We start from the raw sequence: 26,668 nt of genomic DNA, 5'->3' as shown, positions 1-26,668 counted from the left end.
AAGGATTGTTACACTCTCTCTAGTTTGGTGCTTGCCGCTAATGGTTTTTATATGGTTTGTTAGGTGAAAATCGGCTACATAGGCTAGAACTAGCAATAAATTAAATAGGGTGTTGTGCTATATTATTGCGTAGATGCCAATTCAACACTATGTTGGGCATATCCACTTCCCCTATCATTTTCAGCATTGGCACTGATGACCCCATTCCCTGAGTAGTCAGAATTGAATTTAATTGTGGCAATTGACTTTGCGATCAGCCCATCGACGGTATTTTCCACATCTATGATTTCCATACTGCCAGATTCTACGGTCCATAAAAATTGAGCATTGGAAGGAGTGTCATTTTTGGAATAAAAGGTTGATACAAATTTTATAACTTCATCTGGTAAGGCAAAATCAGCTCCATCTACACATATTGAGATTAAAAGATTTGGTTCAATTGCTATTTCACAATCAGTTACATTGTTTAAATTTTCAGGAGTAACATCAGTATCGTCATCATTTGAACAAGAGATTGTAAAAGTGACCAATGTGAATAACAATAAATAAATTGTTTGCTTTTTCATGTTACTTTCATTTTTTAATTAAGATACTGTCTTTATAGTCTTTACAACTTAAAATGGTTACTTCTAAATTTATTTTGTAATCAAATAGTTGTCTTTCGTTTTAGTACTATTGCTAACGGTCTAGGCTATGATTTGTTGTGGCCTTGGAACTCCGTAGGATTTTCAGCCGCAGACTACACTTGGTAAAGATACATAGATTTTCTGACAGAAAAATACTCAGTGAATTCCGTTTTGACTTCATTTGAAACCCAAACTTGATTTCCGCCATTGTTGTACTTATCGAAAAAGCTCGAATATATGTCCAACGTGGTGTCATTTCCTTTTATTTCTGTCCTCCAAACCCGATTTGATTCTCATTTTAAAATGCGTTACAACAGTCTCGGTTACGGTTACGTCACGCCCCTGCGGTGATGAAATATAGCCATTGCTGTGTGTAGTTTTTATTTACTTTTCGATCTTATAATGATTTTTCAGCGTTTTCAACGTCCATAAGGTCTGTATGCCAGCCCATTCCAATTTCATTCCTTCACTAAGTCCATACCAAGTGTGCCATCCGCCATCGCTCTTTTGACGATTGATCAACTCATTTAGGTCGGCACTGATCATTTCTTTAGAAAATATTGGATATAGGATACTCTCAGGTGATGGGGCATAACTCAAGCTATGCGGTTTTCCGTATAGCCCCCAGCCCTCATCCGATTTATCCTTGCAGAGTACGCCGTCGGCCAATATCCATTTCTTTAGATCGTTGAGCGCTTTTCCCGCCTTATCCTTGCTTTTGGTGTACTGCAAAAACTGTAATCGCCTTGGCACACACAGATGGCAAAAAACGTGCTTTTCTTTAATTCGTTCAATTTCTCCCCACACAAACTGCTCTGCTTTTTGCATCCAAGGAATCTCAATCCTGTATTTCTCTAGCATTCCCAACAAAGGCGCAGTTGTGCTCAAAGCGGCCCATTCCTTAACGGTTTTAAAATGTGCTTCACAAGGATAATCGCTTTTCGGGCGAAACATCCATGGGATACCACCTTTATCAGTGGTTATGCTTTCAAAATAAGGCATAAAATCATCTAAAATGATGTCTTTTGTGAGATAAGCCAACTTCGTCCAATGTTTCAAGCGCCATGATGCTAAAAAGCGGTTGACTTTCAGGGGATGCTGTATCCGGTTCCATCCCATGACCAAAACCGCCATCAGCATTTCGGTAGGCATAAACTGCATGAAAAACCCCTTCGGGACCATCATTTTCAAAATGAAATTGAAACAAGCGTCTTTCTATCATTCTCGCATTGGTCAGTATAAAGTCCCTCGCTTTGATATAATTCTTCTTTGATAGTTTCATGCTGTATTTATGGGTGGTTCAAATTATAGGCGCCTGTTCAGCTTTGATTTCGTCACGCCTTTGGTGTCAAGGACCTGCCTCCCGCTTCTAACTGTTGCTAACACATCTGTTTTTTATTCCATTAACTGACATTTTTTAAGGTCTTCGTGTAGTTCTTTTTTATCATAATGGATTTGATACTTGCTGGGCACAAGTTGATTTATAAGGTAAATTACCTTGCCGATGTCTTCTTGATAATAATTACTCAAATGAACTGACTTTATATTTTCACCTTTTTGAAAACGAACATTAATTTGTGAACCATCCGCGATACAAGGATTTAAATATCTGTCGTTCAATTTATCAAATTCAATCTTGCCCACATTCTTTAATGGCGCTGATTTTTTAAGCCGTGATTCATATAGTGTGGTATCCTTTTCGCCTTCTAACTCACCCTTAAAAATAATCCGTAAATCTTTGTGGGTTATTCTATAAGCTATCCCATAGGCCAAAGAATAATCAAAATTGGTCACGGTCAATTCGAAAGGCTCTATTTCTTTTTCCGCCGTTGATGCATTTGCTTGTTTTTTATCACGCCCACATGATATTAGGGAAATGATTACTATTACTAATAGACTTCTATTCATTTGTGTGTCAATGGTCTCAGCCATGATTTTGTCACCCCTTTGGCGTGATGAACCAGCCTGCCTTTTATGATTGTTGTTGCAACACCTTATAACCATTTTAATTGCTTTATCATAGATCCATACAAGCAAAAGTCTTGGGAATAACGTCTTTTTTTATTTGATTTTTGTTTAATTATAATGGTATTTCTTGACTTTGGGTTTTGGATATGGAAGGACACTTCCCAAAACCTACCGTCAGTGGCTTCCTTATTATAAGATTCTATCCAATATGAAAGAGTCTCCGCAATTTCTTGAGTTCCTATTCGCAACCCAAATTTGTTATCCAGGCAGAACCCGATTGCTTGATCGAATGAAGCTTCTGCATCGATTGGTTTTTTCGTATTAAACCAAATCTCCATGACAATGTCAGACTTACTCTTTTCTATGTCAGGATAGAACCTCATAATCCTAAAATGGTCTTTCTTATAAATTTTCAGATGATGTCCCCTAGGGACAACAATGGAAAATCCATGTATGGAATCTTCAATGTCTCGAGTGTCCAACAGTCCGTTTATATAGCAATCATTCCATGTTTCATATGAACTTTGAAGTCGCTCTTTTTTAATTTTACGTATTCGGTCGGAAGCCGTATCGTCTTGTGAATAGACAAATGACCATGTAAGATTTAAAAGAAGAAATGCTAGTATTTTCGATTTAGCGTTCATAATGTGCTACAACAATCTCGTATAACCATCGGTTACGGGTTTTAAGTTAGTGATTTTCGGTTAAGCAATGGCGTTAGCAATTCTGACCTGCCCGACTGGCAGGTGGACCCTGAGGAAATTCCACAGCAATTAATTATACACGGTGGTATAAAACGTTTTTAATTTAAGTGATGTTCTTCAAGTGGCCAAACTTAGTAAAGATATTTCGAATCCATAGGTTGCTTCATGGAATAATCCATTATTTTAAGACTTTCTGATCTAGCCTTCTATTCCCCACAATTTCAGGATAGGACAGTAGTATCAGAGCAAGTAAAACGGTAATTGTACATAGTAAACCTCCTTCAATACCAAATTCCCCACCAGTCCACAAAGTACTTCCTGAATTTTCAAATGTGTAAATTGATACTATCGATTTTTTACCGCTATTGGCAAATCCAAATATATTGTTTTGAAATATGTTCCAAAATGCATGTAGCCCTATAGCAAAATGTAATTTTCCAGTTTTTATCACCGTCCAACCCAAAAGGAATCCAATCAGGATCAAGTTCAGCGAAGATAGCCATGATGCATTTTCATTGGCCAGGTGCAACAGTCCGAAAATTGAGGAAGTCAGTATGTAGGCTATAATTACGGCTTGGGTGTTATTAATTTTCCCCTTAAGTCCTTCGGCTATGTTCAATAACAAATAGCCACGACTAAAGGCTTCTTCAAAAACACTACCGCATAAATACCTAAAAACTTGGCCCATAAGGACGACTAAAAAAGGAAAGGAAGAGAATTTGTTAAATTTTATTTCATCAATAGTTAACCAACCAAGAAAATATTGGATCAAAAAGATAGTAACCTCCAAAAAAGAGCCGAACAAGGAGCCATAGATGAATTGTTTCAAGGGAATCACAGAAATACCGAAATCGGCCCAATTTCGCCTATCGATATACTTTCCAACCAGATATATGGATAGTAGTATGGCTAGCATAATCAGGAAATTCATAATGGATTTTTCCAACAACTCGTTAAAATCATTCGAGATCCAAGAAATCATGGCGGCAAAAATACCGGCAAGAAAAATCAGTGAGAGAATTCGAAAGAAGGCCCTTATTCTTTTTTCATTACTGTTCCAAATAACAGATTTTATAAATTTCATTGGGATGGGTTATACTACTTGAGACGTTTCTTTTCTGTATCGGGTTACATCGCATTTGAAAAATATAATGGTAATATGAAGATTGGTTTTGACTTCAAAACCCTATTTAATGCGTTACAACGGTCTTGGCTAAAATTTCTTCACGCCACGGCATGATGAAATATAGCCATTGCTGTGCGTAGTTTTTATTTACTTTTCGATGCTATCGTAATTCCTCAGCGTTTTCAAGGTCCACAGGGTCTGTATTCCGGCCCATTCCAATTTCATCCCAGGGCTAAGTCCATACCAAGTGTGCCATCCCCCATCGTTCTTTTGACGATCGATCAACTCATTTAGGTCGGCACTGATCATTTCTTTGGTAAATATTGGATATAAGATACTCTCAGGTGAAGGTGCATAACTCAGACTATGCGGTTTTTCATACAGTCCCCAGCCCTCATCCGATTTATCCTTGCAGAGTACGCCGTCGGCCAATATCCATTTTTTTAGATCGTTGAGCGCTTTTCCTGCCTTGTCTTTACTTTTAGTGTACTGCAAAAATTGTAGCTTCCTTGGCACACACAGATAGCAAAACACATGCTTCTCTTTAATTCGTTCAATTTCTCCCCACACAAACTGCTCTGCTTTTTGCATCCACGGAATCTCAATCCTGTATTTCTCCAGCATTCCCAACAAAGGGGCAGTGGTGCTCAAAGCAGCCCATTCTTTAACGCTTTTAAAATGCGCTTCACAAGGATAATCGTTTTTGGGACGTAACATCCATGGGATACCGCCTTTATCGGTCGTTATGCTTTCAAAATAAGGCATAAAATCATCTAAAATGATGTCTTTTGTGAGATAGCCAACTTCGTCCAATGTTTCAAGCGCCATGATGCTAAAAAGCGGTTGACTTTCAGGGGATGCGGTATCCGGTTCCATCCCATGACCAAAACCGCCATCAGCATTTCGGTAGGCATAAACTGCATGAAAAACCCCTTCGGGACCATCATTTTCAAAATGAAATTGAAACAAGCGTCTTTCTATCATTCTCGCATTGGTCAGTATAAAGTCCCTCGCTTTGATATAATTCTTCTTTGATAGTTTCATGCTGTATTTATGGGTGGTTCAAAATTACACACAACGGTCTAGTATAGCCTTCCGTTTTTAAATGCGTTTATATAATGTTTTCTTTTTATCCATTAGGCTCAGGTAGTCCATTTCGTTTTACAATCAACCAGATACTCAGTGCAAGTTCGCCAATGGCCATGATCAACATAGTACTCAGCATAATGGTTTTAGGTAGATTAGTATCTACGAAAAAAACAATGTAGGTAAACGAGGCAAATATCAATAATACGCCAAGACTTTTCGGGATATATCCCGACTTGAAAACCGAATAACCAAGTACAAGGATATGTAAGGCAAAAAATAGATATCCAACAAGTTTTAGGGATGCATAGCCGTAAACATCGATACTTTGAAATACTAACGCAAACAATCCAATTATCAAAGTAAAAGCGTATAGTAGCCTGAGAACAGAGGTAAGCGAAGCAAGCATCTTGTCCGCGGGCTTAAGCACTACATAAAGCGCGAGACCAATGGTAGCGTCGAGCGCAAGTACGAGTAGATAGCCAACAACAGCAAAATAAAACACCCTCCTGTTCGCCTCAATATCATGGGCCAATGCTTCCGTATCCCCAGGCACCACAAAATTGGCCAAGAGAAAATCATCGACTATGGTTACGATGACAACCGAAATTATAAACGCAACTCCTACAACCATTGCCGCTTTGCTCGTTGATAGATTGAGGATATAATTTTTCATATGTCATCCTTTCTGTTCAGGTACGCCATCAATAAATATCTGTTACTTTTCCTTTCATTTCCGGTTTTGATATCATGCCATGAAGCAATTGGATATCGTTATGAACTAATATAGTGATATATAGTCAATGACCTTATCCAGGGTAGATGGATTATTGATGGGGATTTTTAAAGTCCCATGGGAAGGCTACATTGTGAAACGGGTTTGGAAGGTCAGTATGGTTCCCGTATATCTTGCAAAAGGTATATTCAATTTCGCTGACCCATCCCAAAAAAGTGTTTGATGATTTAAATCATTTTTTAAATAGCTGATAGATAGTAGCTTCCGTGTTAGACTAAAAACATAACACTAATGAAAACTATAACTATTTTGCTTATTGCACTCTGTTCAATGGTTTCTTTTGGCCAAGCAGGGAATGAAGGTGCTATCTTAATCGATAAGGCACAACAAGATGATACGTATCGTGCAGGAGAAACCATCAGGGTAAATGCCGCTATACAGGGGGACTTGGTCATAGCTGGAGGAAATCTTATGGTGAATGACAGTATTAATGGAGACTTAACGGCCGCTGGAGGCGAATTACTTCTCAACAGCTATGTAGCGGATGATGTGCGCGTAGCGGTAGGAAGGGTAACCATTGACTCAGAAATAGGTGATGACTTGGTTGTTTTTGGTGGAGAAGTCATTCTTACCAAAAACGCCGTAATACACGGGAACCTTGATTGTTTTGCCGGAAATATTGAAATATATGGCGACGTAATGGGAAAACTTGAGGTTAAAGGAGCCGATGTTCTCATTGATGGAACCGTAAAAGAAACCTCAAAAATAATAGGGGAAGCCATTACCATCGGGTCAAATGCTAAATTTTACCAGGAAGTTCAGTACTGGAATAGCGAGGGAGAATTGGATTTTAAAGACGCCCTGGTCAATACGGAAGCGCAATTCAATGAAGATTTTGGTGAAGATAAATCCCAATTGTCCTTAACTAGCTTTGGGACAGCGTCCTTTGCATTATGGATGTACTACATCCTATCTGCATTTCTAGTTATTCTAGTGTTGCACGCGCTCTTTAAAAACGCATTTTCAAATGCTGTTGAAGGTTTGGAACACAACTTGTTAAAGAGCTTTGGCTTTGGATTGATTTATCTCATAGGTATTCCATTACTGATTATCCTTGCTTTGCTAATGATCATTGGTATCCCTCTAGGCCTCTTCATGACCACCGTATTCATTTTTAGTCTTCTGTTTGGTCATTTAATCGCTGCTTTGATGCTGGTGTATTATTACAAACATAAGAAGGAAAAGCGTTGGGGCTTTTGGAGTGTTACATTCTTGGCATTATTGTGCGCTGTCCTATTGCGTTTGCTCACCATCATTCCCTTTGCCGGGATATTGCTTTCTGTAGTTATACTATCAATTACGTATGGCGCACTGACTTTAAAGGTACTTCATGCTAAAAAACAACGGGTTAAAAATTAAGATCATGATGGCCCATTGTTAGACGATCATTATATAAGCGCAACACGATTCAAAAATATTTTGAAGAAAGAGCTCAATAGGGCAAAGTCACATAACGATTTTGACATCACCTTATAGAATAGGCTTCTCAATGGTGAGCGTTGTGACACACGAATATGGCGTTGACCTGGTTCGTTCACAAACCATTGCGGATGATTCCGGGCATTGCGACTTCAGAAAGGTTCGTTTTAAGAGACTATTGAACATTAAGGATTTCGGTTCAGGCATGGGATAAAACTGGGAACATCCAATGCTGGTCTTTGAAATCATCAACCTTGTCCTTTAGGATAAACAGCGTGTCTTCTTCCTTTATCAAGCTTTTATCATAATCCGTTTCGTCCAAGGGTGTAAACCCCAATACCACCCGCTTCACATCGTTGCCCGACATGACCCGAACTACATCGTTTAAATGAACATACCCCCTGGAAAACACATCGTTTAAATACAGGGTATCGCCATCAAAGTCGGCAATAACTATGGCTTCCAGTTCATCTATATAGTAAATATTGCTTTTTTTGATCCACAAACAATAAAACATTAGTAAAGGCACATTATCGCGCATGGATATCTTCGCTATTGGGGGTGCCATCTTCATAGTTTCTACAAGAAACGCTTTGTCTTTGGCATCATCCATATTAAGTTTCTTCACCGATGCGCTGTCGCTATTTGAATGGACTGTTTTTGAATAGCTGTATTCAGCTACTTTCTCAAAATTAAATTTAGGATAGAAGTCCAGCACACGGTCATTGGCAAAGAGATAGATAAAGCCCTGCCTTTTTTTCCATTCTTCCAGTACCTGCTCCATAAGAAACTTGCTAAGACCTCGGTTTCGGTAGGCTTTATCGGTCATCACGGTACCGATTTGAATGCCTACCTTTTTTTCTTCCCCAACTAAAAATTCGATTATGGTCACTGAAACATTGGATATCACCTTATTCCCATGTAACAAGGCATACGGAATATATTGCGCTCCCCAGTAACCGTCCAAGTACCATTCTTCAAGGGTAAAACCAAAGGTAACCTCCGTTAACTCATTAAAACTTGTTCTTAGGTCTTTGTTGTGCTTAAAGTCGCTGATAAAACTATAAGGGATGTTGTGCAGTAGTACATTTTTCATTTGGTAACCCATCTTTTCCAAAAATTTGGTGGTCTTCGTAAATAAATATAGACTTCGCTGGTCAGTACTTATAGTTAGGTTTGATACACTGTGTTGTGCAACGGTTTATTTTGTTTTAGTCAATGCCATTTTCACAGCAAGTCCCGTTAATACCGAAGCCATAAACCATTTTTGAATTCTCAACCAAATAGGTTTTTTTGAAAACCAACTCGCCATCTTGGCAGCAGATATAACGATCAAAAAGTTGACCGAAAAACTTATTGTTATTTGTATTATTCCGAGTTGAAAACTTTGTCCCAAAATGGAACCATATTCGGGTTTTATAAATTGGGGGAAAAATGAAAGGTAAAACACCGCCATTTTTGGATTCAGAATATTTGTTAAAAGCCCAATATTAAAAAGTTTAAGAGGTTTGTCCGATTTTAGATTTTGGTCAGCATCAAAAATTTTGTTTTTTGATGTAACGGTAGTATACGCCAAATACAATAAATACGCCACTCCAAGAAATTTCACTACTACAAAGGCATAAGGGATTGCAAAAAATATTGCCGTAAGTCCAAAAGAAACCATTAGGATATGAAATAAAAAACCACACATTACCCCTAAAAGGGAGATAATTCCAGCTTTTTTTCCTTGTGATAACGACCTTGAAATCAGATAAATCATATTCGGTCCAGGAGAAAGAACCATAATTAATGCAGCCAATCCAAACAGTAATAAATCGTTAAATGGAATCATGTATAATTTTGAGTATTATTTTTCAAGCAGTTGCGTAACCAATGGTTACACAGCAAACCCCATATGACCGTTCTATTTTTGGCTAAATTTAATACTTTTAGATTTGCCGGTTTAGACGACCCCTATAGAAAAATGTAAGGCCTCCCCTGCTTGCAATACATGATCGTTGGAAAATTGATTACTTCCTTCTTGCGGGACCGCCATCCGTAATGGTCCAATTATGGCTGGTGATGAGCCTTGTTCTGACGGCTGGCTTTTCACATCCACCTTTCTTGGAATTTGATTGAATGGTAAATTATTTGTTCAAAAAATCAACTTTGTTATGATATCTAAAAATCTTAATTAGCAAACCCGCAACAGACAGAAAAATTAACACGTTAATAATTCCGCCAATTAATCCTAAAGTTATTGGTTCTATCTTTAAATTAAGGAGTAGTAATGGCATTACTAAGTTCATTCCGATTCTAAGAATGAAGCTAATTATTACCAGGTAAACTAAATATTTTGCTTTCATAAATTAGTTAGAATTCAAGATTAAAGAACATTAGGTCTGAAATCATCAGTTTGTGAATTCCCAAAATTAGGTACAATGGGCTTTACATGTGTCATGTGCCTTAGCGCCATATGTAGTCACCATCACACCTCATGTGCCATAGACTGAGTGGGTGGCAGTGCCTTCTGTTGTTTGCCTAAAGTAAATATAGTAAAACTTGGTATTGGCATGTAGGGTAATTATCCTTCAAATGACAACAATTTTTTTTGTAATCTTAAAGTCACTCCCAGAAATACTGACAATGTATAGCCCTGGATATAATCTTGAGGTGTCTATCTGTCTAATCAAACCATTTTGATAGGTACGTACAAGTAATTTACCTGATAAAGAGAACACTTCTATCAATAAGCAATCTTCGCTTGTGCTATAGAGTTGAATTTTTTCGCCCTGACAAGCAGGGACAGGTGATAGTATCATCATATTTTTGCCTAAGAATAAAAAATCCAACAGCTTACTATAGTATTCGGTGCCATCCTGACTTACTACCTTTGCCCTATAGGTATTGGTTCCATCATTGGGGGTTGGATCCGTAAAGCTATATTCGTGCCTGTCTATATCGCTTAACTTCGAAATTGGTTCAAAGCTCCCCCCATTCAGTCTTTCCAACGATACAGAATCCACTCCCATATGGCTATTAAGAATTAGGGTGAATTCGGATTTATCTGAAAACGGCTTTTCTAGAAAGAAGTCGTTAATGTAACAACCGTGGTCCTTGGAAATGTTCTTGCTCCTTGTTCTTTTCGTTTCCTCGCCATTGATTATTGGAGCTACAGCCACAACCAATCGGTGGTTCTCTTCATGAGCAATATTAAATACGGTATCCGCTGTAGTGCCTATAACCTCCATATATTTCTTATCTACGGCATATACCTTATAGCCTTTTGCACCCGGCTCCGAATGCCAAGAAATCAATGACCTGGTATTACAATGATATTCCAAATTGAAGTCTTGGAAACCTGAGACCATAAAAACTGGGGATTCAATGTCTACTTTTCCACCAATTAGTCTAAGTTTTCCTGTTGCACTTTTTTCAGGGGTTTGCCACAAAAAGTACCCTAAGTTCGGATCAACCTTGTTTGCAATGTTCACCCATTTTTTTTTTGGATCTCCAAAATCTAACCACTGGAGAACCCCAAAGGTCTGGACAGAATCCTTTAAATCCCAGCGCAGATAGTAATCTGCGCCTGATTCCAATTTTTCGTGTTCGGGGGGAAATATCCACTCGTCTTCCGTTTCATACTCGTACACCACACTATACTCTTGATCTTCACTATTCATTAGCAGAAATGGGTTTATGTGAATAATGTATTCGCCGGCCATAGGCCGGTTAACGGAAATCTTTTCAACATTATTTAGATTGTCTCTCTTTCTTGTAGGCCGTAAATTCAATGAATCCAAATGGGGATAAGTACTCAATACCCATGGGTGCCATATTTTTCCTCCTTCTTTATGTTCAAGTGCCAGATCTAGATCGTTCACCAGCATTGAAGAGCTCCCCATGTTGGTGGGAGGATCATTCCATGCTAGGGTAATATTAATTTTTTTTGTTGTTGCAGGTACTACTATTCTATGCTCTTTCACAGTTCCGGAACTAATAATGTCTTCGAAGAATGATCTACCAAGTATAGCATCCAAGGACCCTACTGCATCGACATTTCCAAACCCTGATCTATGGGTCAATTCATAGGTGTCGCTATCCGCACTATTTACAACGGCAGCCTTAATCAACGAAGTATTGGGCATTTTACCATATAGTTCCAAGTGAGCTTGCTGTAGCACTGCCGCCAAACCTGTAACAAGTGCGGCAGATTCGGAACTTCCGTTGGCACCATAGGCTACCACCTCCGGTTTTATCCGTCCGTCATTGGTGGGGCCTTTTGAACTGAATTCCCAGATTTCTCCAAGAGCATTGGAGGCACCCACGCAAATGGTATTTTTGGACGTTTTGAACTGACCTGTTATATTGGAAAAGCCTTGTATTTTTTGGTAGTTTCCGATGACCGACGTCATCTTGCCCTTGTTGCCAGAGGAAAAGACATGAATTAGGTTTTTATCCTTATAAGTCTGTAGATCGTAAAGATAGGCCTCAATCCCATAATAGTTCTCAACACCGACGCCATATGAGTGGTTTTGTACAGAAACACGATTTCGCTTAAGAAATTCTTCATCGTCTGGTGTTAATTCATCCGATATCGAAGGTAATAACATCGTCCCCCAAGCAACACCTCTAAAATCAGGAGAGGTGTTGCCCGCACCAGCCGCTATTGTGGCCATTTCCGTAGCGTGTCTTGAAAAAATAGGGTTACTAGGAAAGTAATCATAAAGCACCCTACCTTTAAAATCAACATCGTCAACATCCAACAATCCTTCCTTTATCGAAATAACTATGCCATCTCCAAGATAATTGGGATAATTTGAGTGGAGCAACGAAACCTTGTTTAGGGATAGGTCATGCCCCAAAAGAGGGGTTTCCACTTGTTTGGGCATAGTGGACCTGTCCACATAAATCACAAAGGGTAATTTGACAAGTTCCAGTACTTTTGAACTCAAAACGTTTGCTTCGTACACCGCCTCGTTTTGGGAAATCTCCATAATCATTTTATGTTGAAACGCATTAAACGAACACCAACTGCTTAGCAAGGGTTTGTTCGTGGTAAGTATCCTAACGCTTAAGATTTTATTTGGTTTCTGAAGTTCAATCTGTGTGCTTAATGAAATTTTAGGCTCATTAGAAGTCGACTGCCCTATTGAACTAATGGGAGATAAAAGGAACAACAACAGTAAGAGACCGTTCCCAACCAAAAACCTTGAAACGATTTTGTTTATAAACATTACACCCACAGTTTTGAATCTAAAAGAATGCCGATTGGGTCGAATATCAAAACTAGGGGTCGCTCAAAAAATGGACAACCTCACATTGCTATAGGATTATCTATAAACTGTGAAGGAACCTAAGGGCAACCACATCATTGTTTGTGAAAGGTCTATTTTCGTTAGCCCCTATGCACGCCAACATCCAGGATCGTGCCTCTGGGTCCGTAGGGGTTCCTGGAATGGGAATGGCACCGGCTGCACCTTGGCCTTCATTGCCGGTAATTCGACAATCGCTAAATGATCTATTCATAAAATCCGTGTGCCGAAATCCAATACAATGGCCTATCTCATGTGCTATGATGGTTGTTAGATGGTTCTGGTTGTTTGAGTTAATTGCTGTTGGGTTTACCAGTACCTCATTATACGGCACAATAGTGGTTCTTCTACCCACTGTTCTTTCAAAAGGAGGGCCTGCTGCAGCGAATGCACTACCCTCTCGAACGGTAATCTCCACCGTTCTCCGTTGACGTTGACTCAAAAGGAATACATTTAACCTAAAGCTTAGCCCAAGGCTGTTGTATCTGGTTGCGACTCTCCTTGTCGCATTATAATAAGCGACAGGTAAGGCATCATCAACCGCAACATCAAGGGTAGTATGGCTATTTCCTCGACGGGACCTTCTACGGAAGTTTGGTATCAGAGTGGTTCGATACTGTTCAACTTCCGCAATTCTCAGGGTCACACCCTCTTCTGGATCAAGGTTTAAATCCCTTTCGTGCAAGATAAAATCCCCCTCGACTACATACCCAATCCCATTTTCTTGGGTATTAATGATTTTTACATTCTCAGTGCTGTAACCCAAATTGCGGATTTTGTCGAGTACTTCTTCCGAGGCTTCTGGAATATGACCTTCGCTAGACACTTCATCCTTTGCACAAGAAAGGACCGCCACTACCATAACTATGGTAATTGATCTTTGTAAGTGAGCTCTTTTCATTTTCAGTTGATCTAGGTTAACGGAATATTCATGTAATCATTAGCACAATATTTGTTAAGAATAGGAGCAAGCAGCCCAAGCCCGGTTTAATTACCATAAAACTCTGGATTAATTGTCAGGAAAGAAAAACCTATGTAATAAGTGGGCTTGTGAGGGGATAGGTGGTACATTTTCGCTTTCCTCATGTCGTCGAAACTTTAGTGAAGACACAAGCTTTGGCGGTGGTACGAGCTTCAGCGTATGTAGGCGGTTGGGACTTAAATGAAGGATGTTTTGGGTGCGAAGGTGAAATTATGTTGATTCAATGAAGGATTAGGTCACGAGCGGGACGGCCTACCGGCCTGTGGAGAGCTCGCGACACCGGGGTAGAATACTCGGCTTTTCCATGGAAAGTTAATATAACTTTGTCCAACATAATTTGGTCAAATATAGTGTATCGACCCTATGGCATCAAGGTTTAGAATTAAATAATCTTTTTAGCCAAAACACATGATAGTCCCTTGTTTTGTAGTGTTCAGATATTTTATCACTTAAATTATCGAGTTGAAATTGATGACTCTTTGGATTGATAAACCTGCTGTGTTCTGATACATCTGCAATAAATCCGATTCTTGCGGCAATCTCTTTCTCTTTGTTGTCTTCCCAATTAACCCTAAAGAATATCAATAAGACCAGAGTAATAAAAAACAATATTGTAAATCTAAGATAAAAACTTATCGCCTTAATTTTTCTCCTTCCTTTATGCATTGTAAAAATCAATGGAAGCAATAAAAGGTAAAAAAAACCATAGTGAAAGTATGCATTGTATTTATTCGCTTTCTTTTCTATCCACCCAACTCTGGAAGAATATAAATCTGGATATTCGCTTTTCAAAATTTGGGTTTGTTGATTGATGTATATGTTGATATTGTTGATTTCCGAATAACTTACATCATTCATTGTGCTATCGGTATACAAAGCAACCCGAGCTAGGTTCCTATTGTAGGCTTTAGAAAAAAGGTCTTGACTGCTCCAAGATAAGTCAATCGGATTAGGAACTATCCTACGGACATTTCTAGCGATATCATCAAAAACAACTAGATATATTATTAGCGAAATTAATATTAGGAAGGGTATTTTAGACCAAAGTTTAAATTCTTCGAGTAATTCTTTGTTTTTTAAGTAAGAATCGGTTTTTATATAATCTTCTATTCCACTTCTAATGTTAAAGTTTATTTTACCAATTCGTTGTAGCAGAAAAATTCCAATCAAATGAAATACTAGGACAGGCAAGATTCTATTCCAAAAACCGCTGAACTGGTTATAAATGTCATTCAATTCCATTTTTTTAGATATCTTCTACGCATTGACTATTTTACCCGTTGACACCCATTGCCCTATATCTTGATTATACACTCCTAACGGGCGGCAGGAGTTACATTCCCCTCCTGTCCTTCTTTGTTAAAAATCCTCGTCGGACAAGCGTTTCAAATAAGGTAAACATGTCCGTGCAATGGGTATTTACAAACCTTGACAAGGTACATGTCCCCATAAACTAAATCAATACCCACTGATGGGTATTCTTTAAAGTCTCTAGTAAGTGCAATAGAAAACCACCCCCCCACCTTCCCTCCTACGCTAAAAATAGCTTTGGAGGACAGGCTCCGTCTATCCATAGGGTTGCGAAGGGCAAGCTTGTAATGTATATGTACAAATTCAGCCCCCATCTCCGCTCTAACGAGCTACGGTGGATAACTTCCTACTACATCCGTTCCAAAATCAGTTTGTTGGAGAGGTACATATAACGCGTATAGGGTTTGGAGCGTTCCCCGGCAAATTCATAGGCCTTGCCAAAATGATGGGTGGCCCTTTCCTGGTTCTTGTGCTTAATGTAATACTCGCCCATGGCCAGGTTGGCGATCCAATTATCCGGCTCCTTTTGGAGCATTTCGGACAATAGGTCAAAGGTTTTTTGGGCATCATCCTCCAACAGCATAAAGCTCAAGGGGTAGTAATAATAGTAGGGGAAGCCCTTGCCAAGTTGTATGGCCTGCTCCCTATGGCTTTTGCTCTCCTTTTTATAGCCCATCTGGGCCAGCAGGTCGGCCTTTAGCATCAGGTTCCGGAAGCCTTCGCCCAACTTTAGGGATTGTTCCACATATTGCAGGGCCTGGGCCGCATTGCCCGGGTCCTGGGCCCTGGTGAGCTGGGCTATCTTAATGTAATCGTCCACCGTTTTTTCTTCCTTGGCCTTGAGGTCCGTCAGCACATGGGCGTTGACGTCCACCGTGATCTCAATGCCGCACTTTACTGTGGACCATTGCAGTTCCAATACGGCCCGTTCGGGTTCCCGGGTTACAAATGCATAGCTAAGCCACTCCTGATAAGCGTTCTCTTCCGGGATGGCGGTAACGCGGAGCGCATCGTCGGTTTTGTCATAGCTAAAACTGCCCCAGCTTTCCGAGTTCTTGGAGAAGATATAGGTCCACTCCCTTTCCTTTACGAAAATATGGAGGCCGTAGGTGCCCTTGGCCAGGGGCTTGCCCTGGATCTTGACATCATGGGTAAACGTTATCGTGGTGTTCTCGTTGGAACCGGCCCGCCAGGGGTACTCTACCCCATCCACCACAAAATCATAGGGCACGATGCCCCCAAAGATCTTCCGCTGCTTGGCAGCCGGACTGTGGTACACCACGGTAACATCGGTAGTGCCTATACGCTGCTCCACACTGGCCCTGGGACTCACCTTGGTGGCCACCAACATATCCTGGGCAGTGCCCATAAGGCAGCCCATTAAAAACAATACGGTACTTACTATCCTAAATTTCATCTTCATCATTTTATATCTACTTAATTTTTAAACCTTCCGGGGCCGTAAACTTCCCGGTCACCAACCAACCCCCAAAATCCTCCGAAACGGCCAACAAGAGGGTGTTCTTTCCTTTTTTCAGGTTTAGGTACACGGCATCAAAGAGCCCTACCGTACCCAAATAGCGGTAGTCCCGGGAACGCCATCTATTGTTGCCGCTGTACATGGGAGTGCCGTTGAGGATCACCACTACCCTATCGCTATAGCCAAATTCAAAGCGTTTAAACCCACTTTTGGCCGCAGTAACCTCGATCTTTGCAAAAACGGTATTGCCCTCGGTATCGTCATAGCGCTGTACTGCCCGTGAAATATTGGCCGCCGTGCCTTCTTCTACTGCAATGGTTGCTCCCCACTTACGTCCTTTGATCAGGCCATCGACCTTGGAGGGGTCATCCAGCAGTTTTTCATCGAACTTGTCGGACAGTTGCCATTCCGGGACCAGCCCCTCAATGGGCTTTCTGTCCATCGGTTGAAAGTCCTTTAGCTCGTAGTTGTTTTTATCGATCTTGATATTGGCCAGGTGCATGCCCTGGGCATTTCCCCCGGTGATGGAGATACCGCCTGCTTTGGCCTCATGGAAGAGTTGCCAAGAAAGATGGGGCGTTTCCGAATGGTCCAGAAACACCTGGGCCCTATCGCCGTTAACGACGACTTTTACATGCGTCCAATCGTCATAATGATATTCGTAGGGGAAAGAATACCGTTCCCCAAAATAGAGTTGCCATGCCGTAATGCCCTTGATGAGCGGTATGGCCTGATTGGCATCGGGGTTGCCCGACTGGTGGGGCCGCACATAAAACTGTTCCGCATTGGCACCGTTTACCCGAAAATAAACCCCAGGAAAGGACTGCACCTCCTTTAGATAGATATCGTACTCAATGGTGCCGTTCAAAAAGGTTCCATCCTTTAGGCTAAGGGAGCCGCCCTGCAGGTAAACGGCCTCTTGGCCCTTATAGGTCTCCAGCACATAGGATTTTGCCTGTATGTCCCAATTTAGGGTATCCAAGGGAATAATGTCCTGGGCACTGCCCCAGGAAGCAAGGCATAGCAATGCCATTGTAAGGATTGTTTTTTTCATGATGAATGTGTTTTTCTCCCGAAAAGATCTTGCATTATTGCTTGGTAGGGAAAACAAATTGGTGCAAGTTGGTGCATTTGGGTTCAGGGCTCGCATTCGCCCGCCTTTCAAGAAACCATGAACCTCCTACTTTTTTTAGAGGGAAAGGGGTTGCCCACTTGTTTCATATACCCTAGGCTTTGTATCTTATAAGTGATTAAAACATGACCCTTTGCCTTACTTTGCCCGCTACTTTTTCGCCCTTGGAATCTTCCTGACGCTCACACCAGCTTGGGCCCAGGACGCGTTTGTCCATGGCAGGCTCCTGGATGCCCAAACGGAGGAACCCGTGGTGTTTGCCACCATCCGGATCAAAGGGAAGGCCATCGGGGTCATCTCCAATCAGGATGGGGGATTTAGGATCCCGAAAAGGTTTGAGGCAGAGGGCGATTCGCTGATCATCTCCAGCATGGGCTATGAAAGCAGACAGGTCTCCTTGGCACAGTTGTTCCAAAGCCCATTGAACCTCATACTGTTAACACCCAGGATCATTCAATTGGAGGAGGTGTTATTGGAGGAGAAACGGAAAAACCGCAGGAAGTTATCCGCCCGAAGAATCGTTCGCAATGCCATTAAGGCGATCGGGGAGAATTATCCGGTTACCCCCTTCTCTGCCATCGGATATTATCGGGATTACCAATTTGTGGACGGTGCCTACCTGAATCTGAACGAAGCTATCTTGGAGGTTTTCGATTCCGGTTTTGACACCGTGGACGACCTTGAAACCAACGTGAGCCTCTACTACAAAAACCAGAACACAGATTTTGAGCGCGATACGGTAGCGGATAACAAATACGGGGACCATACGGCATCCAAAAAGTATATCAGCAATGCACACCTGTCGGACTATGGGGGTAATGAGTTTACGATTTTGAGAATCCATGACGCCATCCGCAATTACAACATCAACGCCTTTGATTTTGTAAATAAGTTCGAAAAGAATCTGATCAAAAATCATGCCTTGCGAAAGGAGCGTGATACCTATACCGAGGAAGAAGTGCTTTACACCATACGCATGTCAAAATCAGTACCAGGTTATCAAGTAGCGGGTCGTCTGTATATTTCAAAACGGGACTTCGCCATTCATAAAATGCAATATGCCGTCTATGAAACATCTGGTCAAGGCGCTAAAGACCCTTCCAGTGAAAAAAACAGATTGCTTTTTGAAGTGGTCACCGAATATAAAAGGGAAGATGAAAAAATGTACTTAAATTACATTTCCTTCCACAACGACTTTCAGTTGATCGAACCTCCCGGTTTTGTGGTGGATGCTGTAGTTTTGGTGTTCAGTTGCGAGTGTTTTGAAGTGCGGTTCAACGAGAACATTGATCCCAATACGGCTGGTGACCTGGCCAACTATGATTTTAGTTTTAAAGGAAATAAAATAGCATTCAACGAGGTAGTCGTTTATCCCAAAGCCGTTCGCCTGTTTCCCAAGGTGGGTGCCAAGACCTTCAATACTATGGTAAAAGAGGTCTCCGCACATAACAATGACCCCAATAGGTTACCAAGTGCTTTCAGAACAGCCATTGGCGGTGTGTTGGATGAAGTGCGGGAGCAGTTGGTCAATGAGGACAAGCATCGCGAGATCCAACAGTTTCGGGAGTTTTTTGTTCAAAAATTAACTATCGGAAAAACTACTGGGAGCGCCAGTCCGACCTATATGGACAAAAACAGACCCATTTTTGAAGATCAACCTGTTTCACAGCCAGAGGGTGCGGCCGACTATTGGATCAATACACCTTTGCAGAAGGTACCGGAATAATGCGGCTGTAACGGGAAACTTTAAGGTTCCGTAGGAGCCACTGTGTTTGGAACAGGTTAAAAATAACATCGTGCGTTGGGTTGGAACGGGCCATTTTAGAAACGCTCAATGCGATTTTCATCAATCTTTCTATAGTCTACAACAAAGAAAAAAAGCAGTACTTTAATAGCGGTTTTTCAAGGGCTGTACAAAATGTTATTTATAGACTTCTATAACGCTATTTTAAATACTTCGTTTGCTTACGATGACCTACCCTTTTCCGTGGAAACCATAAAAGTTACGAAAGGAACGCGTTTAACGGTATACGGACAGCTTGAAGATTCCCTATACTTTATGAACAAGGGTGTGGTTGAAATGGCGATCAAAAGTTATATGACCGAAAAGATAATAGACTTTTTCTTTGAAGGCGAGCTGTTCTGTGGCTACACTTCCTTTTTGGACCAGCTTCCCACAGATGTTCAAACAACTGCTTTGATGGATTCAGAAATGGAGGTCATAAAACGCAAAGACCTGTTGCCCGCATATGACCATTCCCTTGAAGCAAACAAATTTGGAAGGATTGCTACCGAACAGGGGTATATAAGAAAATCCAACAGGGAAAAGGATCTTTTGACCAAGACCGCAGAGGAAAGATATGAAGAAATGTTCCGGACACATTCCGATTATATTTCCTTTATACCCGTTAATAAAGTTGCAAAATACCTAGGGATACACCCCGAAAGCCTCAGTAGAATAAGGAAGAAAATGAATTCCTAACATAGGTCAAGCCCAATTTTTAGTTTAGGCTTTTTGCCGCATATATTTTTGCGGTGAAATTATTTAAACTAAAAATCATGGAACATTTTATTTCACAATTGCCCACTCCCTTAGAAATTTTACTGGACCCCATTTCCTTAATCGTTTATGCCATTTTTGGAAGCTTGTTTCTCTGGGAATCCCTATTCCCGGCCAGAAAATTGCCCAAAATGAGGTTCTGGAAAACCAAGGGCCTAACATTCTTTATTGCCTACATGCTGCTCACCACCTACATCCCTTTGCTCTGGGACGACTTTTTTGCGTCCTATCAATTAATGGACCTAAGTGGTTTGAGCATTTCTGCGCAGGTTATCTTGGGCATATTCTTATTTGAACTGGTGCAATATGGCTGGCATATAAGCATGCACAAATCCGACTTTTTATTTAGGGTGTCCCACCAGATGCATCATAGTTCCGAAAGGCTGGATGTTCCGAGTGCTTTTATGCTAAGTCCAAACGATATGATCGGACTGTCATTGGTGGGGTCGGTCAGTTTTGCCCTGGTCATGGGGTTAACTCCCCAAGCGATCACTATTATTATACTATCGCTCACCTTTTTTGGCATTTTTCAACACGCCAATATCAATACGGCCAGATGGATAGGCTATATCATTCAGCGTCCTGAGAGTCACACCATCCATCACGCCAGGGGCATACATAGATACAACTATACCGATCTGCCGGTCATAGATATGCTGTTCGGGACTTTTAAAAACCCCAGATCATACGAGCACGAAACGGGATATTACCTGGGTGCCTCCAATAGGATATGGGACATGTTGCGCTTTAAGGATGTAACCTCAAAGGAAAACAAATGAAAAAAATAAAAATCATTTGGTTCGGTTGGAGCAGTCCTAATAAAATGGTGCTCCAACAAAGAAGAACTTACGCAGCAGGTCTGATCCTTTATTATTACAAATTCATCGATCATTAAATGCTTACGTCATAACCACTAAAAACAAAATTCTATGAGCAACGAATTTAAAAATAACCGTATTCTAGGGCCTATTAACGCTTGGATGTTCAAGATGCTTTCCGGTTACATGAACTATCTTTTTGGAAAATCAAAAAGAAGCCTTTTTAAGGATCATCCGGAAACCGTGGTGGAAATAGGTCCCGGGGCCGGGGCCAACATGCGGTACCTTAAGAAGGGAACGAGCTTGATTGCTATAGAACCCAATATCCATATGCACAAAAACTTAAGAGCAAGCGCAAGAAAATATGGGATAGCGCTTGAAATAAAAACCCTTGTGGGCGAATCCATTGACCTACCCGACGATTCGGTCGATTTTGTGGTGTGCACCCTGGTTATGTGTACGGTGTCCGATCCTGTCAAATGCATGGAACAAATAAGGCGCATCCTAAAGCCTTCAGGTGTTTTTGTATTTATTGAACATGTCAAAGCAAGGGAGAACACAGTGTTGGGACTAATTCAAAACCTGATGCATAAGCCCTGGCATTGGTTTTTTGAAGGATGCCATACCAACAGGGACACGAAATCCCTATTGGAATCGGCCGGTTTTAGTGCTTTGACCTTGGAAGAGTACAGCTCGTACTCTCCCTTTGTTCCCATTATCCCCCAAATTAGGGGAAGGGCCATAAAATAATAGAGGTCATGGCACTCTTTCTGTTTTTTCATCAGTTCTTCCAAGGATCGCTTCAATGAAAAAATTCAAGTGGTTAAATCAATGGCTTAATTGACTAATTTTATTGTGCAGGTGGCGCATGTTTCGTCATTGGCCGTAAACGCTTATTTACCATTATTTAAAACTGGATTTTGATCAGCATAAAACCACTTAATGACCTCTCTGTCTATTTAAGCCATTTGGTAAAAGGCCGTTTATGGTTAAAGGTGACCCTTGGAATCCTTTTTGGTGTGGGGGTCGGTATACTGATCAACCCGGCCTTTGGCCTGGTATCCCATGAAATGAGCACCACGCTTGGCAGTTGGTTAAACTTACCGGGAGAAATATTCATGAAGCTTGTCCAAATGGTGATGATCCCCTTAATATTTGCCTCCATTATTACCGGATTGGCGAGCAATGTTTCGGGGAACCTTAAATCTTTTGGTCTTTGGCTCCTGTTGTATTTTGTTTTTACCACCGTGGTGGCGATTTTCATTGGCGTTGTCATGGCGTTCTTGTTCCGTCCTGGCAAATATGTAAGCGCGCTCGGTGGATTCTCGGAAAACGACGTTCCACAAGCGGTTCAGGAATCGGGCGCTATGGTCCTAAATCTCCCGGAATCCATCTCCAATCTTATTCCGGTCAATCCGCTGGAAGCCATCTTACGGGGAGAAATGTTGAGCATTGTCATCTTTACCATCATTATTGGAGTGGCCATCACACAACTGGAAGACCGGTTCGCAACTCCAGTGATGCGGTTTGTGGAGGCCATGCAAAAGATCTGTATGATCGTGGTCGGTTGGGCCATGAGACTGGTTCCGTACGCCGTATTTGGATTGATGGCCGCACTGCTGTCCAAGACAGGATTTGCCATTCTTACCGGGCTCGGATATTATATCTTGGTCGTGGTTGTGGGACTTATGATCTTAATGGGATTTTACCTATTGCTCTATTTCTTGTTCAAGAGGGAGAATCCGTTCACCTTCTTACTGCGAATAAAGGATGCACAGCTACTGGCATTTTCTACGGCCAGTTCGGCCGCCGTAATGCCGCTTTCCATGAAAATTGCGGACGAAAAGCTGGGGGTTTCCTCTAAGGTCAGTGATTTTGTAATCCCTATTGGCGCAACCATAAACATGGATGGAACGGCCCTATTCCAGTGCGTGACCGTACTTTTTATGGCACAGGCCTATGGAATGGAATTGGCGGTTTTTGAGGTGTTACTCATCACCGTTACCGTTGTAGCGGCTTCCATTGGCACACCCGCCATCCCGGGCGGAGGCGTTATTGTTCTGGCCTCGGTACTAAAAAGTAGCGGCATACCGGTAGAGGGCCTTGTCGTTATTATTGGAATAGACCGGATTTTGGGAATGCTTAGAACAGCCGTCAATGTAACAGGGGATTTAACGGCTACCGCCATTTTCAATACCTGGTATGGAAATACGGCCAGTACAAACTAAAACTATGTCGAGGCTGATCTAACACCTGACCCATAGGCCCTGGCGTTGGTCTTTTGAAGGATGCCATACCAAGAGGGACACGAAATCCCTTTGGAATCGGCCGGTTTTGGTGCTTTGACATTGGAAGAATACAACGCTTACGCTCCCTTTGTTCCCATTATCCCCCAAATTAGGGGAAGGGCCACGGCTAACTTATGCCAAGACAGAAGACAAATACCGGATGGAGTCGGTCTATTGTATCACATATAGGTATAGACAATAGCTCCCCAGACCAGAACCAGGTTGACCAACAAAATAACAAAAGCATAAAAGGAATAGGTTTTTGGGGACCACTTGTCCTGAGTCAAGTGTTTTAATGAAACGAAAAAAGCGACAGGCAGCACAACTAGCGTCATGGGGATAAATAATGATTCTGCTATAATACCCATCAAATTTTTAGAAAACTTTGATCCTACGAAGTAATGGCTAAAACAGATGAGTAAAAAGAAGGAAGATATGATCAGACTGATGTAAAATACCTGTTTGGGTTTTAATCTTTTCAACATGACCTTTTTATATCGCCTTGGTTGGATTCAAGGTATCCCATTGGAATGGAAAACTCAAAAACAATGTAAGCGCTGGGCGTATATGGGGATAAGTGGGTAAATCGAGACGTATCTGTATATACAAAGGAGGTGTTGGTGGGGAAGCTGGAGGTTTGGTCCCCTACCCTATTGGTCTAGCTGTTTACTCCCTTATGTTAAAGGTAATTTTCACTAGGGTAATTTCCGTATTCGCACTTGCACCGTCAGAACCGCGTGCTGCAGAAATTTCAACGAAGTCGGTTCCCACATATCCCGCAAGGGGTTGGTAGGTATAGATGACCTGTCCGCTATTAAAATCCCGTTCCAACTCGCTGACTTCAAAATGGCCCGCCTGCGTACGGATGCTAGCGCCTTCCTCATCTCCGAAACCGCCTAAATTGTAAGTGAAACTTTCGGTATTGGAGATAACCACATTCTCTGCAATTACTTCGGTATTGGTATCGTCATCCGAGCAAGACGAGAACAAGACGATCATCGATACTAGCAAAATTACTTTTTTCATGATTCTTAGCTGTTCGTTTCTACTAGGATTTTCAAAGTACGTGATGGTTGCGTCAAATTGCTTGCAAGGGGAAATAATTGTTTTAGAAATACGCAGTATTTTTTCCCTTGGTTATTGGGATTTCAATGTGATGGTTTGAATGATCATCCTATGGAAATCTATTTAGTCCGATAAAATCTCGGCCCAATTGAGGCTTCTTTTCAGAAAACCCGCATAAGCACTTTTTTTTTCCGTGCTGATTACCTCAGGTCAATGCTCTTTCAAAATACATTGCTCCTTCCATTGGGTTATATCGGTAGGGTTCAATCTCATAGAAGCCATAGCTTTTGTATAATCCGATGGCGGGTCGCATTGTAGACAAGGTGTCCAAACGTATCTTCGTATATCCCAATTTGTTTCCTGCCCTTATCGATTCTTTCATCAGTAAATTTCCTATGCCCTGCCCGCGAAACTCAGGATGTATGTACATCCTTTTTAACTCGCAGATTCCTTCATCCAGTTTTCGTATCCCAAAACATCCGATCGGTTGTTTCTTGTTCGAATAAGCGATTACCAAGCTGCCTTCGGGCTCGCTATATTGCCTTGCTATATCTTGAAGTTCATCCTCAAAATTCTGAAACGTCAGATCGATTCCCAGTTCTTCAGCATATGCCCTAAACAGGCCTTTTCCGATTTCAAATTCTTGATCGGATGTTGCTTTTTTGAATGTCACCATCAATTCCTCTTTTCCCAGTGGCCGTATAGGACCTATAATCTTAATATGTTCCTCTAACCGGAACTACATTTGCTATTAAAGATTAAAGCGGCCTGCATGGATTTTACCCTACATCACGATGTCATTTTTCCAGGTATAGGCGCTTGGAATATCCGTATCGTCTATCAATTGCCGGATATCGATTTCAATGCCGCGGCTCATATCGGTTATGGGCACGTCATTGGGCCCGCCCTCGAAGGGGTTTTCGGTGTTCTCCCCTATGGCTTCCATGGTATGAAAGACCCAGGCGATCATGGCGCTGAACGGAATGGAGAACCATACAAAGTGCTTGCCAATAAAAAGCTGCAGGTTTTGGGTTACCTCAAAATAGGCCGGGTTCGCGGTTAAATCTTCGATAATTCGATCGCCGATGACTTCAAATCCTTCCATAATGCCAAAGGGGACCAACAAAATGAATATCCAGACAAAAACATAGTTCAAGGTGGCGAACTGCCGGGGATACGGAAAGTTTTTGATTCGCTCGCTTTTTCCCTGTAGGGTGTAGAACTCGGTGAGCATGGCCATCATTTCCATATGGCGAAAATCTTCGATAAGTCCGTCGTTCATAAGCTCGCTCAATCGCTTTGATTGAATCCCCAACAACTGGGAAGCCTGATTTCCCTTGGCAAAAATCTCGTCGACCTCCTGTTGTGAAATATAAGGGCCAATCGCTTCAGCAATGGGTACCGTATCTTCATAAACGGTGTATTGGCTGGCCCGGAACTCTCTATTGGATTTTTGATTTTTTAAATGCGTTTCCCAGGGCTTGTCCTGCCGTAATTGGTAGCGCAGAGCGGTCAACCAGGCAACATGACGGTGCACCAGTTCCCTTTTGATAGCCTCCAGTTCCTCCGCGCTCCTGGTATCTTTTGAATGTGTGTTGGTAACAAAATCCTTGACCATGATGGTCCACGAACGGGAAGCATTTACGATCCCGCCCCATATTTTCCTGGCTTCCCAGAGTCGGTCGTAGGAGGCATTGTTCTTAAAACTGACGATAAAAGCCACAGCCGTACCCAATACTCCCAGGGGAAGCCATGGCACATGTAGCCATTTCCACCGAAGTAAGTCAAACAGCAAAACGGGTACGGCGGCCAATAAGAGAAAAATAAAAATGTGTCTTCGGGTCCATTTGATAACCCCTTTGATCGGGAATATTCGTTTTGTGTACATAGGCCAAAATGGTGTGTGTTCAGTTTTCATACAAAATAGGAAAATTAAGTAAGAATACTAAAACTGGAACGCATTTAAGTGGTATGCTCCCCCCTTGGGGAATTTTCCAACATGCTCTTTAT

The 26,668-nt window shown here is 41.5% G+C and carries 22 protein-coding genes; 6 read left to right on the top strand and 16 right to left on the bottom strand.

Annotation, left to right across the window (positions count from 1 at the left end):
• Nucleotides 1-122 precede the first annotated feature (122 nt).
• From ACRD67_RS08360 to ACRD67_RS08335, 6 genes are all read right to left on the bottom strand, one after another.
• Nucleotides 123-566 carry a hypothetical protein gene (locus ACRD67_RS08360; RefSeq protein ID WP_430966675.1) on the bottom strand — a complete coding sequence of 148 codons (444 nt, stop codon included), beginning with the start codon at nucleotides 564-566 and terminating at the stop codon, nucleotides 123-125.
• Nucleotides 567-1,010: 444 nt separating this feature from the next.
• Nucleotides 1,011-1,778 carry a hypothetical protein gene (locus ACRD67_RS08355; RefSeq protein WP_430966674.1) on the bottom strand — a complete coding sequence of 256 codons (768 nt, stop codon included), beginning with the start codon at nucleotides 1,776-1,778 and terminating at the stop codon, nucleotides 1,011-1,013.
• A 243-nt stretch (nucleotides 1,779-2,021) separates the two neighbouring features.
• Nucleotides 2,022-2,558 (bottom strand): hypothetical protein, encoded by a 537-nt coding sequence (locus ACRD67_RS08350; RefSeq protein ID WP_430966673.1) that lies wholly within the window; start codon nucleotides 2,556-2,558, stop codon nucleotides 2,022-2,024.
• 918 nt (nucleotides 2,559-3,476) lie between these two features.
• Nucleotides 3,477-4,382, bottom strand: coding sequence for a CPBP family intramembrane glutamic endopeptidase (locus ACRD67_RS08345; protein ID WP_430966672.1), 906 nt, complete (start codon nucleotides 4,380-4,382; stop codon nucleotides 3,477-3,479).
• A 189-nt stretch (nucleotides 4,383-4,571) separates the two neighbouring features.
• A complete protein-coding gene (locus tag ACRD67_RS08340) occupies nucleotides 4,572-5,468 on the bottom strand; it encodes a hypothetical protein (RefSeq protein WP_430966671.1) in 897 nt (298 codons plus the stop codon).
• An 85-nt stretch (nucleotides 5,469-5,553) separates the two neighbouring features.
• Nucleotides 5,554-6,186, bottom strand: coding sequence for a DUF4386 domain-containing protein (locus ACRD67_RS08335; protein ID WP_430966670.1), 633 nt, complete (start codon nucleotides 6,184-6,186; stop codon nucleotides 5,554-5,556).
• Between the two features lie 351 nt (nucleotides 6,187-6,537).
• Between ACRD67_RS08335 and ACRD67_RS08330 the strand changes: the two genes are divergently transcribed.
• A complete protein-coding gene (locus ACRD67_RS08330) occupies nucleotides 6,538-7,665 on the top strand; it encodes a DUF8173 domain-containing protein (RefSeq protein ID WP_430966669.1) in 1,128 nt (375 codons plus the stop codon).
• 259 nt (nucleotides 7,666-7,924) lie between these two features.
• Here the strand turns inward: ACRD67_RS08330 and ACRD67_RS08325 are convergent, their stop codons facing one another.
• The 7 genes from ACRD67_RS08325 to ACRD67_RS08295 all read right to left on the bottom strand — a co-directional run bounded on the left by ACRD67_RS08325 (nucleotide 7,925) and on the right by ACRD67_RS08295 (nucleotide 17,849).
• Complete coding sequence (locus tag ACRD67_RS08325; protein WP_430966668.1) at nucleotides 7,925-8,821, bottom strand: GNAT family N-acetyltransferase; 897 nt, start codon at nucleotides 8,819-8,821, stop codon at nucleotides 7,925-7,927.
• A 105-nt stretch (nucleotides 8,822-8,926) separates the two neighbouring features.
• Nucleotides 8,927-9,559 carry a LysE family translocator gene (locus tag ACRD67_RS08320; protein WP_430966667.1) on the bottom strand — a complete coding sequence of 211 codons (633 nt, stop codon included), beginning with the start codon at nucleotides 9,557-9,559 and terminating at the stop codon, nucleotides 8,927-8,929.
• Between the two features lie 739 nt (nucleotides 9,560-10,298).
• A complete protein-coding gene (locus ACRD67_RS08315) occupies nucleotides 10,299-12,944 on the bottom strand; it encodes a S8 family serine peptidase (protein WP_430966666.1) in 2,646 nt (881 codons plus the stop codon).
• A gap of 100 nt (nucleotides 12,945-13,044) precedes the next feature.
• Complete coding sequence (locus tag ACRD67_RS08310; RefSeq protein WP_430966665.1) at nucleotides 13,045-13,884, bottom strand: M57 family metalloprotease; 840 nt, start codon at nucleotides 13,882-13,884, stop codon at nucleotides 13,045-13,047.
• A gap of 489 nt (nucleotides 13,885-14,373) precedes the next feature.
• A complete protein-coding gene (locus ACRD67_RS08305) occupies nucleotides 14,374-15,246 on the bottom strand; it encodes a hypothetical protein (RefSeq protein WP_430966664.1) in 873 nt (290 codons plus the stop codon).
• 418 nt (nucleotides 15,247-15,664) lie between these two features.
• On the bottom strand, nucleotides 15,665-16,732 hold the full coding sequence (locus ACRD67_RS08300) for a DUF2911 domain-containing protein (protein WP_430966663.1): 1,068 nt from the start codon (nucleotides 16,730-16,732) through the stop codon (nucleotides 15,665-15,667).
• Nucleotides 16,733-16,748: 16 nt separating this feature from the next.
• Complete coding sequence (locus ACRD67_RS08295) at nucleotides 16,749-17,849, bottom strand: hypothetical protein (RefSeq protein WP_430966662.1); 1,101 nt, start codon at nucleotides 17,847-17,849, stop codon at nucleotides 16,749-16,751.
• Between the two features lie 211 nt (nucleotides 17,850-18,060).
• Between ACRD67_RS08295 and ACRD67_RS08290 the strand changes: the two genes are divergently transcribed.
• The 5 genes from ACRD67_RS08290 (at nucleotide 18,061) to ACRD67_RS08270 (ending at nucleotide 23,533) form a co-directional block, all read left to right on the top strand.
• Nucleotides 18,061-19,653: a carboxypeptidase-like regulatory domain-containing protein gene (locus ACRD67_RS08290; protein ID WP_430966661.1), complete on the top strand. Its 1,593-nt coding sequence runs from the start codon at nucleotides 18,061-18,063 to the stop codon at nucleotides 19,651-19,653.
• 192 nt (nucleotides 19,654-19,845) lie between these two features.
• Nucleotides 19,846-20,409: a Crp/Fnr family transcriptional regulator gene (locus ACRD67_RS08285; RefSeq protein ID WP_430966660.1), complete on the top strand. Its 564-nt coding sequence runs from the start codon at nucleotides 19,846-19,848 to the stop codon at nucleotides 20,407-20,409.
• Nucleotides 20,410-20,486: 77 nt separating this feature from the next.
• Nucleotides 20,487-21,266, top strand: a complete 780-nt coding sequence (locus ACRD67_RS08280) for a sterol desaturase family protein (protein WP_430966659.1) — start codon at nucleotides 20,487-20,489, stop codon at nucleotides 21,264-21,266.
• 150 nt (nucleotides 21,267-21,416) lie between these two features.
• Entirely contained in the window at nucleotides 21,417-22,055 is a 639-nt protein-coding gene (locus ACRD67_RS08275; protein ID WP_430966658.1) for a class I SAM-dependent methyltransferase, read from the top strand.
• 170 nt (nucleotides 22,056-22,225) lie between these two features.
• Nucleotides 22,226-23,533, top strand: coding sequence for a dicarboxylate/amino acid:cation symporter (locus ACRD67_RS08270; protein ID WP_430966657.1), 1,308 nt, complete (start codon nucleotides 22,226-22,228; stop codon nucleotides 23,531-23,533).
• A 726-nt stretch (nucleotides 23,534-24,259) separates the two neighbouring features.
• Here ACRD67_RS08270 and ACRD67_RS08265 read toward each other — a convergent pair.
• The 3 genes from ACRD67_RS08265 to ACRD67_RS08255 all read right to left on the bottom strand — a co-directional run bounded on the left by ACRD67_RS08265 (nucleotide 24,260) and on the right by ACRD67_RS08255 (nucleotide 26,546).
• Nucleotides 24,260-24,619: a hypothetical protein gene (locus ACRD67_RS08265; protein WP_430966656.1), complete on the bottom strand. Its 360-nt coding sequence runs from the start codon at nucleotides 24,617-24,619 to the stop codon at nucleotides 24,260-24,262.
• A 244-nt stretch (nucleotides 24,620-24,863) separates the two neighbouring features.
• Complete coding sequence (locus ACRD67_RS08260; RefSeq protein ID WP_430966655.1) at nucleotides 24,864-25,334, bottom strand: GNAT family N-acetyltransferase; 471 nt, start codon at nucleotides 25,332-25,334, stop codon at nucleotides 24,864-24,866.
• A gap of 108 nt (nucleotides 25,335-25,442) precedes the next feature.
• Entirely contained in the window at nucleotides 25,443-26,546 is a 1,104-nt protein-coding gene (locus ACRD67_RS08255) for a bestrophin family protein (RefSeq protein WP_430966654.1), read from the bottom strand.
• Nucleotides 26,547-26,668: the final 122 nt, after the last annotated feature.

This window comes from Eudoraea algarum, assembly GCF_050589645.1.
Taxonomy (GTDB): Bacteria; Bacteroidota; Bacteroidia; order Flavobacteriales; family Flavobacteriaceae; genus JBNGOQ01.
The sequence above is the reverse complement of the archived record's forward strand: the minus strand, read 5'-3'. Positions and strand labels throughout refer to the sequence as shown.